The organism is Ruegeria sp. B10, from assembly GCF_056539825.1.
In genome coordinates this window covers 109,389-122,603 of sequence record NZ_JBQFVP010000014.1, presented here as the reverse complement: position 1 = coordinate 122,603, position 13,215 = coordinate 109,389, and the positions used below count along the sequence as shown (strand labels likewise).

The following is a 13,215-nucleotide window of genomic DNA, read 5'->3' as shown; positions in this document are numbered from 1 at the left end:
TCTGCCACGCTTTAGTCGATCCGAACTGACACCCGATCCGACGCGCCATGTGCGTCCACCACCACGAGTGCGGAATACCCACGACCCGGGTTCGGGATGTCGAACTCGCGATGCCGTTGCCCGGTCAAAACCGGAACACCATCCGCAAGCAGTGAAAACGGCCCAACCCCGCCGCGTAGTTTGACGGTCACGGGACCTCCAGCCGTCTCTAACACAGAGTTGTTGGGCGGAAAGATCAGGTCCGGGGCGCTTGGATTGTCGTCGAACGCGGCCCCTCGGGGCTGAAAGCGTTGTAGGGGTTGCGGCAGTTCGGCGGCCCCCAAGATCAAGGTCGAAGGCGGCGGTGGGCGCAATGGCGTGGCGGTAGGTTTCAGGTGGCCGAAGGCTTCAAACAGCAAAGGGGCTGCCAGTTCTCCGCCAAAGGCGCCGGGGACCGGAGTGCCATCCGCGCGCCCTAGCCAGACGCCGATAACGTGCTGGCCGTCATAGCCGATCGCCCAGGCGTCCCGGTGCCCGTAAGACGTGCCGGTTTTGTACGCCAAGCCAAACGCGGCAGCCCCCGGTGGGGGCGACAGACCGGACAGGATATCACTCACCTGCCATGCCGCGACATCTGACAGAACCCGAGGCGTCTCAGTGCGATCCGCCAAGGCCTCATGGCGCAACCATGGCCCCTGCCCACCTGCGGCCAGCGTGGCGTAGAGTTGCACCAAATCGTGCAGGCTCAGCCCGACACCCCCCAGTGAAACGGCAAGGCCCGGGGTGCTTCCGTTCAGTTGTGGGGCTGCACCGGCTTGCTGCAGGGCAGCCATCACGCGCGCAGGTCCAAGCTCATCCGTTAGCCGAACAACCGGGATATTGAGCGACAGTTGCAAAGCGTCCCGCACCCTTACATCGCCACGAAAGGCGCCATCGAAGTTACGCGGCGCGTAGCGGCCAAACATCACCGGGCTGTCGCTGATAAACGTTTCGGGATGGACCATCCCCTGATCGAAAGCCAACCCATAGACCAGAGGTTTCAGCGTCGACCCCGGTGAGCGCAGCGCTCGGGTCATATCCACGAACCCTTGCCGCGCGCCCTGATAGCCCGCAGAACCGACTGAGGCGACAATCTCTCCGCTGCGGTGATCAGCCACGATTAAAGCCCCCGAAATACGCGGTCCCGCTCGCGCCGCTGCCTGCGCCACAAGAGGCTCCAGCCGTTCCTGCAGCCCGGCATCCAGTGTCAGATCCAAAGCCTCTGATCCCGGGTTTTCGCGCCGCGCTCGGTCTGTGAGGTGAGGGGCCAAACGGGGAAATGGGCGCATCTGATCCGGGATATCTTCGGTCAGCGCGCTGTACGTCTCGGACGCGGTCAGAACCCCATAAGACTGCATCCGCTTCAGAACCCGATCTCGCGCGTCTCGGGCAGCCAAAGGCGCGCGGTCCGGGCGTCGAACCTCGGGCGACTGCGGAAGCGCAATCAGCAGAGCGGTCTGTGCTGGAGTTAGCCGCGCTGGATCTTTTCCAAACCACGCGCGGCTACCTGCGCGGAGGCCTTCCAGATTGCCGCCATAGGGGGCGTGGGTCAGGTAGAGGTCTAGGATCTGCTGCTTGCTCAGCCGTCTTTCAAGCGCCAATGAGACCCTAACTTGGCGAATTTTGCCACTCCAGCGCCCGGTTGAGCCATCCTCGATCAGCCGCGCGACCTGCATGGTGAGCGTCGATCCACCCGAAACGGTACGTCCGTTCCATAGGGCTTGGCCAGCCGCGCGGAGGAACGCGAGGGGGTCGACGCCGGAATGTGACCAGAACCGTTTATCCTCATACCGGATCAGCATCTCGGTAAAGGCGGGATCAACCGGGCCGGGGCGCATCCGCCAGATGCCGTCCTCGACCGGGAAGGCCCGCAGAAGGGCTCCGTCCCGGTCTCTGACTTCCACCGAGGTTTCGGCCAGAACAGGTGGTAGGACGGTCGCGTCTACCCACGTATCCAACCGGTCCCGCGCGAAGGCGGTCAGGTAGAGCGCAGAGGCCAGCGCTAGCAGCGCCGGGGCGACCCCCTTGCGCCGATATGGAGGGCGAGTGATCACCGCACCTCAACCCGCCCGGTTTCCGTCCGCGCGCGGTTTTGCGGGCGATACATATCCTCGACCGAGGCGGCCGGATGGTGGAACGTACCGGGAGTGACCGCGCGGGCCACATAGGCCAGTGTCACCGTCTCGCCCCCGGACAGATCGACCGCCGCCAGGAAACGGTCTGAGCGGAACTCGGTATGCGTCGCGTCGGACAGGTCCAGCCAATCCAACGCGCGCACATCGCCTGATCGCAACAGGTTGGGGTTGTAGATCTCGATCCCCGCTGCCAGAGGGTCATCGATCATTAACCGCGCGCCGCCGCTCTCGAACGGTGTGACGGTCAGGACGGTTACAAAGCGGTCACCGGCAGTGAAGGTGGACGGGTCCAGAGGGTCGCCTTCAAGCGAGTAATAGGCTCTGTTTATGGCGTATCCGGTGCCTCCGGCCTCGGGCGGAGTGGTTGCGATGCCCGTCACTGTCAGCGTGATATCGGTTGGGTTGGCTGCTGTGGCCGAGATGTTCAGGTCATCAGTAAACCCTGCCTCACGCACCTGAACGAAGGGGCCCGAGACCGGCGCGCCGTTCACCACCAACCCCGATCCGGATGGGTCAGATACAAGCGCATGCGCGGCCAGCAGCGACCATGAAGCCTCCTGCGTCGACAAATGCGCGCGGCTTGAGGTGACACGCTGGATCAACGCGTCCCGGTCCACCGTCTGACTACCCGCATCGACGGCAAGGGCTAGCAGCCCGGCGGCATCCCGCAGGTCTGTGCCGTAGTCGACTCGCCACAGGTAGCGCTCCTGCACGGGTCGGCGCTGCAACAGCTGGGCCGCACGGGCGAACATGGCATCGGCACGGGTTTGATCTCCGTAGGACGCCAGCGCCGCCCCAAGTTGCGCGGCGGCCAGAGGGGTGTCGAAAGCGTCACCCTTGGTATCCGCGTAATAGCGCAGATCGCCCATCGAGGCTGCGCCTTCGCGCGCCAGCACCATCAGAGCATAGGCGATATCTTCACCGCCTTCGTCGAAATCCGGGGCATAGTTTACGCGGTTGCGCAGGTTGTCCATGGCCTGCGCAAAGGCGCGGTCCGACACCGGGTGGCCTTGCGCTCGGGCGCGCGAGAGGAAGTCGGTGACATAGGCGTCCAACCAGAAATCTCCGCTCTCCGCCCGCCAGAGGCCGAATGCTCCGTTCGGGGCCTGCCGGGTCAGGATGCTGCGAATCGAGTCGCTGATGCGCTGATCCACAACCGGCCCGTCACCCAGCCCCGACGCTTGGGCAACGGAAGAAAGATACAGCAGCGGCAGGGCCTTGCTGGTGATCTGCTCGGTGCAGCCATAGGGGTAGCGGTTCAACTGATCCAGAAGAGCGGGCGTGTCGAACTTTGCCAAAGCGCCCGCAGACAGGATCGCCTTTGCGGTGCCGGGCTGGAAGCCATCGAACACGTCCTGGGTGAACAGGAAATTGTCGCCCGTACCCAGCGAAAACCGCCGTGTTTGAGCCACAATAGGGTCGTTTGCGCGTATTGGCATCCGGAGGGTTTGCGACAAGTCACGGCCATCCGGCGTCGTGATCGCCACGCTGATTTCCGGGTCTCCGACGGCAAGCGCGCGAAGCGGGATTTCGAACACCGCCTTGCCGCCATCCTCCAGCACAAAGCTGGTGGGCGCTGTTCCCAACTCCAACCCGGATGCGGTGGTCAGCCCCAGTCCAATCTCACCTGATGGGCCATCGGCATGGACGATCTCAAGCAGCATCCGGCTTTGGTCGCCGGGGGCCAGAAAACGGGGCAGGCTGGCGGTGACGACCACGGGGTCGCGCACGATCATCTCGGCCTCGGCCTGTCCTATGGCTGCCGCCGACCAGGCAACCGCCATCAGCCGTACGGTTCCGTTGAAGGCGGGCAGAGGGATGTCGACCTCGACCTGTCCGTTTGCATCCACCTGAACCGGGCCGCTGAAAACGGCCATCAGGTCTTGTGTGGGCGGCGGGGACTGCCTCTGCATTCCCGAATTGTCTCCACCGGAGCGGATCGTGCCCATTGCACCGTTCATGCCGTCGATCAGGCGGCCATAGACATCACGCAGGTCCACGCCCAGACGGCGCTGGCCGAAATAGTAGCCTTGCGGATCGGGGCTTTCGAAACCGGTCAGATTCAGAATCCCCACATCCACGGCGGCCAGCGTCAGCCAAACAGGCTCACCTTCGGGCGCATTTTCGACCCTAACAAGGGCTTTCTGCGTCGTTCTGGGAGAGGTCACCTGCGGCACATCAATGCTCACATCCAACAGACGCCCGACAGGCTCAACCGTTGCGTGGGCGACGCCCATCGCCCGTGCCGGGTTCTGACCGGCGGCGACATCCATGGGACGGATCACGGTGGCGGTGACATAGGCTCCGGCGCCCCAATCCTCGGTCACGTCGATCGGGATCACGGTTTCGCCCTCTGGCACGTCGACCATCTGGCGGTGGATCAGACGGTTCGAGAGGACCTCGATCTGCGCCACGCCCGCCATGCGCGGCACGATCCGCAGTTGCGCTGTCTCACCCGGGCGATAGCTGTCGCGGTCCAGCGACATCTCTAGTCGGTCGGGCGAGGTTGAGGCGTCTGCCGCCTGATACCAGCCCGCGCTGAACTCCACGGCGGTTTCCGCGTAAGTGCCATCTAGGCGTTCGACCACCATTTCGTACTGACCCCAGTCAACCGGCTGCGACAGGTTCAGCGGCTCTGCGCCTGTTTCAATCTCGCCTGTGGCAATACGGGTACGTCGCGTGGTCGGCTCCCAATTCCAGTCGCCATAGAGCTGATACCATTGATAGCGAGTCTCCAGCCTGTTCAACGTCCAACGCAGGCGCATGGGTTCAGCGGTCAGGTTTGGAGATAGGCCGATGATTTGGAACGCGGCTTCGGTGCCTTCGGGGATCACATCCTCGAACAGGGGGCGGACACCGATCGTCGCCTGTGCGGATCGGACCGGAGCCGTCAGGCGGCGTTCGACAGGGCGACCCGATCCGTCCGTCAGTCGGGCGATTACTTCGGCCTCAAGAGGTTTGCCATTCGTCTCTAACACGGGGATTTCGATGGCAATCGAGGCCTGCCCAGAAGCATCCGTCTGCGCATCGCCGAAATAGGTGCTTTTGGTTGAGGTCTCGGCGTCGTAGCGGCCGAAGCGATAGGTTTCAAAACCCGGAACGGCGTCTGTTGGGCGGGCGATGACCTGACCGTCAATGCTCAGATCCGAACCCGGCGCACCGAACAAGTAGCGTGCTTCAATTTGCAAAGGCGGCGTATCGCCGGGGCGCAGAGGCGCGTCCGGCAGGCTGAGGTCAAAGTCGATGCGCTCGGGCAGGAAATCCTCGACCAGCACGGTTTGACGGGCTAGCGCGTCGGCCTTGGGGTCGGACTTGATCTCGATCTTCCACGTTCCGCGCGGCACATCCGGGGCGACGGGCAGGCTGAAGACATGGCCGCCGGCAACACCGCCATCCGAGACCGCGCGGCGATATTCCACCCCATCGGGGCGATAGAGAACGGCAGTCAGGGGCAGGCCTTCGATGGCCTGAGCCGTGTTGTCGCGGGATAGAGCTGTGATGTGAATGACCTCTCCGGCGCGATAGGCGCCCCGGTCTGTGGTCAGGAACACATCCACAGGACCCGCAGGCGCGCGCCCTTCGACCCCGCGATCCGACAGGTCAAAAGCAGGGTCGGTCAGAGAGAGGAAGCTGAAATCGGATTCCCCGTCTGCCACCATCACCAAAGCAGGTGCGCTTGCGCCTTTGCCGCGGGTCAGGCCCGGTTCGAACTGCGCATAGCCACTGGCATCTGTCTGCGCTTTGGCAATCACCGCGTTGGCGTTTGAAACCAGCGAGACTTCGATCCCCTCGCGAGGGGTCGCGTCGTGCAAGCCGCGTACGGTGACATGCAGCCCGTCGGTGCCAAGACCCGTGCTGATCCCCAGATCGGTCAGCACAAACCACTGTGTCGCGCCTGGATCATCATAGGGATCGGCTCCGGGGACGCGCGCAGTCAGGGCGTAGATCCCGGCGGGTTGATCGGCAATCGCTTCGGCCATGGGCAGACGGGCGGTCATGCTTTGGTTCAGTTCGTTTGCGATCTCGGCTGTGCCGGTCCAGACATCCTCGGCAATCTCGTCCGAGAATTCACGTTCCTGCCATTCGCTGAGGGGGCGGCCAAAGAAATCCTGCTGGACCGCCCGGATCAGGTTGCGATCGCTGACACGTCGCAAGGTCAGGTACAGAGAGCCGGTATTGACCGTCTCGACCGGCAAGGCCGCATCTGCCGACTTTGGCAGCACATAGCTGCGCCCCGGAAATCGGACCGACGGAGCACGATCACGCACGTAGTGCGTCAGCTCGACAGTACGGTTCAGGGCCTCGCCCGAGGCCGCCGGAAGCCCGTCGCGCAGGGCAAAGCGATAACGTTGACCATGCGCAACGCCGTCCAGGCAGAGGCTTTTGCCATCGACTTGCACCACCAGCCCATCGTCACTGCGTTGCACAAACGGGTCGTAGTCGACCCCCGCCTTGACCAAGGGTTCCGAGAACTCAACGCAGATACGCGGCGCGGCGGCGTTGCTTTCCACCGTGCTGTCGATGATGCGGAACCCGTATTTGCCGATGGCATCGTCCAAAGCTGCCAGGACATCCTCACGCGGTTGCACCTGTTCGGCCAGCCGCAGTGCCGACACCATATCGCGACCGCGTTCGACCGCTTCCAGCGCGTCTGACATCACCATCAGCGCCGCGATTTGGGCCCCCGGTGTGTCCGCGCGCAGATATCCGTTGATGGCGGCGTTCAACGCGCGGGTGCGGAAGTCCTGCTGCTCCTGATATCCGTTCGGGTTCAGGCGCAGCAGCAGCCGGGCGTATTCAACCCATAGGTCGGACGCATCGCTGAGGGTCACGGCCTCCCCAGTCCACAACATCGCAAGTCGGTCCGTATCTGCGTTCAGCGCTGACTCCAGCAAAGTCTGCAGGTCACGCCCTCCGGCAGAGTGGCGAAACCCAAGGTCGCGGGCCTGTTGAAACGCTTCGTTCAGGTCTTTCTGGCGAAGGAATGTGAGGGACTCAGCGCGCGTTTTCCCTAATAATAGGGTCTGTTCAGGGGTGAATGCTTTTTGTGCCGACACCGCGCCTTGATATGGCTCCTGCCGGTTCACGCCGCTTTTAGGAAAACACGCATCCGATCGCGTGTTGTAGGTAAAGGCCGTGCAGCTTTTATTGACCGAACACGCGCGGATACAGGACTTCAGATCCGTATCGAACAGCGCATCCAGATCCGAGCCATAAAAATCCGCATCTCGGGTCGTGATATAGCGGAACTCGGGCACGGCAGTCTGGGCCAGAGCACCCGGGGTCAGGGCGAAAGTTGAAATGATGTAAGTTATTGAAAAAAATACAAAGTGGTGCATTTTGACCTCCTGTTTCAGGTCAATTTGACACGTGCGGTGCCCCTCAGGCAACGGCTTAAACACTTTTTCACCGATTGCCCGGATGCTGACGGCAGAGCAGACCGGAATCACGCATCATGAGCCTTGCACAAAAACTGGCACAGGAACGGCGCGCGCGACTCGCGGCGGAACGGATGTTGGCGCTGAAACAGGCCGAGCTGTCCTCGGCCAACCGCAAACTGGGCCGCCACGCGATGGCGTTGACCAAACGCATCGGCGAAACCCAGGCTGAGGTTGAAACCGTTAGGGACGAGAATGAAAAGGTCAAATCCGATCTGACCGAGGCCCATGCCAAGGTCGAAGTGGCCGAGCGTCGCCTGTGGCATTCGATCCAGACCATTCAGGACGGGTTTGCCTTTTTCGACGGTGACAGTCGCCTGATCGGGGCCAATACCGCCTATCTGAGCGTGTTTGAGGGTCTGGATGAGGTCGCGCCGGGTATCTCGTATACGCGCATTCTTGAATTGCTGACCAACGAAGGCATAGTCGACACCGGCTCGGAAAAGGCCGGGGACTGGCAGGCCCGCATGCAAAGACGCTGGGCACGGGCCAATCCGCCACCCGAAGTGATCCAATTGTGGAATGGTCAATATATCCGCCTGATCGACCAGCGTGGCAGCGGCGGTGATGTGGTTAGTCTTGCCCTGAACATCACCGCTTCCGTCCGGCATCAGGCGGAATTGCAGGCCGCACGCGACCGGGCCGAGGCTGCAAACCGCGCCAAATCGGCCTTTCTGGCGAATATGAGCCATGAAATCCGCACGCCCATGAACGGCATCGTCGGCATGACCGAGCTGCTGTCCGAAACACCGATGGATGAAGAACAGGGCCTCTATGTCAACACGATCCGCAACTCGGGTGAGGCTTTGCTGGTCATCATCAACGACGTGCTGGACTATTCCAAAATCGAAGCGGACAAGCTGATCCTGCACCCCGAGCAATTCGATCTCGAACGCTGCATCCTTGAGGTCGCGATGCTGCTACAACCCAGCGTGCGCGACAAGGGCCTGACGCTGCTGGTGGATTACGACATCTTCCTGCCGACGCTGTTCGTGGGTGATCCGGGGCGCGTGCGGCAGGTTTTGACCAACCTAGTGGGCAACGCCGTCAAGTTCACCAGCGAAGGTCATGTGTTGATCCGGGTGACCGGTGTTCCCCACTCGAACCGCCAGGATTGCGACGTTCACATCGCCATTGAAGACACCGGTATCGGGATTGAGGACGACAAGATCAACCACATCTTTGGTGAGTTCAATCAGGTCGAAGATGAACGCAATCGTCAATTCGAAGGGACAGGGCTGGGCCTCGCAATCACAAAACGACTGATCACCATGATGGGGGGCAATGTCTGGGTCGAAAGCGAAGTTGGGCAAGGGTCGTGCTTTGGCTTCCGGGTGACTCTGCCCACTGCCGAGGGGCCGCAACCCTCTCCGCCCGACCTGCAAGGGCATCTGAAACACGTGATGCTGGTCGAGGATATGGCCGCCAACCGGGCCATCCTCGCCAAGCAACTGGGGCGCCTTGGGGCAAAGGTCACAGTTTGCGCTTCTGGAGGGGAAGCGCTGTCGAAACTGGACCCCTCGATTGATCTGTTGCTATGCGATCACGACCTGCCCGACATGGACGGGATGGAGCTTGCGACCATCCTGCACGACCGCGGCTGGACCGAGTTGCCGGTGGTCATCATGTCCACCAACCCAGGCATCATTCACGCCAGCCCCGCGCGGCATTTGATCCAAGGCGCTTTGCAAAAACCAATCCCCCGGTCCGAGCTTTACAGCCGGCTGATCGCTTTGGGGGATACCGCGTCCAAACCGGATTCCTCGCCTCAACCTACGCCTGTGACCCATCCAATCGGGAACCGCGTGATGCGCGTTCTGGCGGCCGAGGACAACAGAACCAACCAGCTGATCCTGAAGAAGATGGTCAAGGATCTGAACATCGACTTGCGTTTCGCAGGCAACGGGCAAGAGGCTGTTGATCTCTATCAGGAGTTTTCACCCGATTTGATCTTCATGGACATTTCGATGCCCCGCATGGATGGCAAACAAGCCACCGCCGAAATCCGCCGCAGCGAGGTTGAAACCGGTCGTCACGTTCCAATCGTCGCCCTGACGGCGCACGCCATGGCGGGGGATGATCAGGGCATTCTGGAGGTCGGCCTCGATCACTACCTGACCAAACCGCTGCACAAGAACCTCATCCAGCAAATGATCCTGGATCATTGCCCCGAGGACGCTGAACCTATCACGCCTAAACCCGTTTAAGCAGCGGCAGAGACCCTAATAAGGGATCCCACCTTCATCTGGCTAAAAATATCTCGGGGAGCCGTCATTGGTGCGCCGTTGGTTCAAGCCTCAATGTCGGCGGGCTGGCCCCTCGCTTACTACCTTCTACAAAGTGTAGGGACGCACGAAAACGGGCTTGTCGCCCTCGGACAGATCGGGGCGGTATTCATAGCCGCCACTGTCAAAATCTAGCAAATCGGCCGGATCAGTCAGGCGATGCTGAATGATATACCGCGCCATCGCACCGCGCGCCTTCTTGGCGAAAAAGCTGACGATTTTAAGCGTACCGGCTTTGTCTTCCATGAAGACCGGAGTGATGACCTTCAGGTTCAGCGATTTCAGGTCGACCGCCCCGAAATATTCCTGGCTGGCACAGTTCACCAGGACCTCGCTGCCAACCTCGACCCCTTGCGCATTCAGTGCTTTGCTGAGCTGATCGCGCCAATATTCATACAGGTTCTTTCCGCGCCGCGTTTTCAGCTTGCTGCCCATTTCCAACCGATAGGGCTGAATCGCGTCCAGAGGGCGCAGCACACCGTAAAGACCGGACAGAATGCGCAGATGGTTCTGCGCCCATGCCATCTCATCAGCGTCCAGTGAGGTTGCCTCCAGCCCCTGATAGGTGTCACCGGCAAAGGCCAGTGCGGCGGGGCGGGTCGCCTCAAGCCCGGGCGAGTCGGCGAAAGCGCGATAGCGGTCGCGGTTCAGCCGGGCCAGATCATCGCTAAGGTCCATCAGTTTCTTGAGGTCGCCCAGTGTCAGGTTGCGCGCAGTCTTGGACAAACGGATCGCATCGTCCTGAAAGTCGGGCTGCGTGGCCTTAACATCCCGCTCTGCCCAGTCCAGCCGCTTGGCCGGGGAAATCACTACCAGCATATCCGCCCTCGTTCCTTGCCTGATAGGGCGTATTTAGCCCTCTTGCCGCAGCACGTCCAGAAAGGCTGCCCCAAACCTTTCGTGACGACGATCGCCCAACACCTGTTCGATCCCGCGCAGGTCATCGGGCCGCATCTGCGCCACCTTCGCCAGTTGCGAGGCCGTGCAGCTGAGCGGCTTGTCGATCCCCTCTGGCCCACGGGACAATTGCGACTGTACCTCAAGCAGGCGGTCGTAAATCTCGCCCTGCTCGCGCCCGGCCAGCTTACGGCGGGCGGGGTGGACAGCTTCTACGGCCCCGGCGATGACCTCAAGGAAGATGTCACCATAGCGTTCAAGTTTTTTGGCTCCGACCCCTCCGATCCGGGCCATGTCGTCCAGCGTTTGCGGGCGTTTCTCGGCCATTTCGATCAGGGTGCGGTCGGGGAAGATGACATAGGCCGGAACGCGCTGGGCTTCGGCCAAAGCACGGCGTTTGGCTTTAAGAGCAGAGAGCAGCGGCGCGTCTTCTTCAGCCACCATCGCCTTGACCGCAGGGCGGCGCGTGGCTTTGCGGATCGTATCCTTGCGCAGGTTGATCTGCGCCTCACCCTTGAGGATAGGCTTCGCGGCCTCGGTCATGCGCAGGGCGCCATGGCGTTCGGGGTCGGGGCGAACCAGATCATGGCCCATCATCTGCCGAAAGATCGCCTGCCATTGCGGACGCGACCAGTCCTTGCCGATACCCCAGGTCGACAGCGTATCATGGCGGCGCGCGCGGATCTTGTCGGTTTCATTGGCCAGCAGGATGTCGATCAGATGGCCACTGCCAAACCATTCCTCGGTCCGAAGGATCGCCGACAGCGCCATGCGGACGGGGGTTGTGCCATCAAAAACCTCGGGCGGGGTGTCGCAGAGATCGCATTTCCCGCAGGGTTCGGCCGTTTCTCCGAAATAGCCCAACAGAGTTTGACGGCGGCACACCAGAGCCTCGGCCAGACCCAGCAGAGCGTTCAGACGCGCATGATCCGCCATGCGCCGCTCGGGCGGGGCGAGGCCCTCATCCACCTGCGATCGCCGCAAGCGAATGTCGTCGGGGCCGAATAGAGTTAGGGTTTCGGCGGGGCCTCCATCGCGCCCGGCGCGGCCGATCTCTTGGTAATAGGCCTCGATGGATTTCGGCAAGTCCGCATGGGCGACCCAGCGGATATCGGGTTTGTCGATGCCCATCCCGAAAGCGACGGTGGCGACGACGATCAACCCGTCCTCGCGCGCAAAACGCGTTTCGACGATGCGCCGGTCCTCGGGGTCCATACCGCCATGATAGTGACAGGCTGAATGCCCCTCGTCGCGCAGAGCCTTGGCCAGCACCTCGGTTTTGTTGCGGGTGCCGCAATAGACGATGCCGGATTGGGTTTTGCGCGCGGCGGCGAAATCGAGGATCTGTTTGCGCGGACCATCCTTGGCGGCAAAGGCCAGATGGATGTTGGGCCGGTCGAACCCCCGCAGAAACTTGCGCGGAGTGTCACCGTCGAACAGCTTCTCGACGATCTCATCCTGCGTTTCGGCATCCGCCGTGGCGGTGAACGCGGCCAGAGGCACGTTCAGGGCGCGCCGCAGCTCTCCGATCCGCAGGTAGTCGGGGCGGAAATCGTGACCCCATTGGCTGACGCAATGCGCCTCATCCACAGCGATCAGGCTGACATTGATCCGACGCAACATGCCCAGCGCGGATCCGGCCGCAAGACGCTCGGGTGCCATGTAGAGGAGTTTGAGCCGTCCGGACTCCAACGCCTCCCACACCGCATCAGTTTCCTCAGGCGTGTTGCCCGAGGTCAGCGCACCGGCTTCAACCCCGGCCTCCTGCAAGCCTCGGACCTGATCGCGCATCAAAGCGATCAAAGGGGAGATCACTACCGTCACACCGTCGCGCAGCAGTGCGGGCAATTGAAAACACAGGGATTTGCCGCCGCCCGTTGGCATGATCGCCAACACGTTTTCGCCTGCAGTCACGGCGTCGACGATCTCTTCCTGACCGGGGCGGAAGTCGTCGAATCCAAAGACATCTCGCAGCAGGGGTGCGGCGTCGAACATGTGCGGGGTTGCCCTGTTTTAAGGTTTATCTGCTCTTAAGACAGGACAATCACATACTAAGATTCGGTGAACAAGAGGTCAGACGAAATAGCCCGCATTGTTGATCAAGATAATCCGTGCCGCATAGACCCCGATCAGCACGACCAGAGGGGTCAGATCCAGCCCGCCCATATTCGGCAGGATACGGCGGATCGGGCCGTAGATCGGTTCGAGTATGCGGTTCAGGCCGTACCAGATTTGCGCGACCAGCTGTTGGTGCAGATTCAGCACCTGGAAATTGATCAGCCAGCTCATGATCACGTGGGCGAGGATGATGAACCAGACAATGTCCAGGATCAGCAGCAGGATTTGGATCAGCGACAGCATGGGTACTCCGTATCTTTGACCGAAAAAGACCTAAGCACACGCGCCGGAAAGAGCAAGGCTGCGCCAACTGAAAGCTTGCGA

6 protein-coding genes are annotated in these 13,215 nt (G+C 61.6%); 1 reads left to right on the top strand and 5 read right to left on the bottom strand.

Features of this window, described 5'->3' with window-relative positions; translation table 11 throughout:
- Positions 1-11 precede the first annotated feature (11 nt).
- Entirely contained in the window at positions 12-2,072 is a 2,061-nt protein-coding gene (gene pbpC / locus ACR0J4_RS18835; RefSeq protein WP_170643715.1) for a penicillin-binding protein 1C, read from the bottom strand.
- The gene (locus tag ACR0J4_RS18830) at positions 2,069-7,492 is read right to left on the bottom strand and encodes an alpha-2-macroglobulin family protein (RefSeq protein ID WP_170643714.1); all 5,424 of its coding nucleotides are present in this window, start codon (positions 7,490-7,492) and stop codon (positions 2,069-2,071) included. Before ACR0J4_RS18830 ends, pbpC begins: the two co-directional genes overlap by 4 nt.
- A 116-nt stretch (positions 7,493-7,608) precedes the next feature.
- On the opposite strand from ACR0J4_RS18830, the gene ACR0J4_RS18825 reads away from it, so the two are divergent.
- Positions 7,609-9,798 (top strand): response regulator, encoded by a 2,190-nt coding sequence (locus tag ACR0J4_RS18825; protein ID WP_170643713.1) that lies wholly within the window; start codon positions 7,609-7,611, stop codon positions 9,796-9,798.
- Between the two features lie 126 nt (positions 9,799-9,924).
- On the opposite strand, the gene yaaA is transcribed toward ACR0J4_RS18825, so the two are convergent.
- From yaaA to ACR0J4_RS18810, 3 genes are all read right to left on the bottom strand, one after another.
- Positions 9,925-10,695: a peroxide stress protein YaaA gene (yaaA, locus tag ACR0J4_RS18820; protein ID WP_170643712.1), complete on the bottom strand. Its 771-nt coding sequence runs from the start codon at positions 10,693-10,695 to the stop codon at positions 9,925-9,927.
- 33 nt (positions 10,696-10,728) lie between these two features.
- Complete coding sequence (recQ, locus tag ACR0J4_RS18815; RefSeq protein ID WP_170643711.1) at positions 10,729-12,768, bottom strand: DNA helicase RecQ; 2,040 nt, start codon at positions 12,766-12,768, stop codon at positions 10,729-10,731.
- A gap of 78 nt (positions 12,769-12,846) precedes the next feature.
- The gene (locus tag ACR0J4_RS18810) at positions 12,847-13,134 is read right to left on the bottom strand and encodes a YggT family protein (protein ID WP_170472916.1); all 288 of its coding nucleotides are present in this window, start codon (positions 13,132-13,134) and stop codon (positions 12,847-12,849) included.
- Positions 13,135-13,215 lie beyond the last annotated feature (81 nt).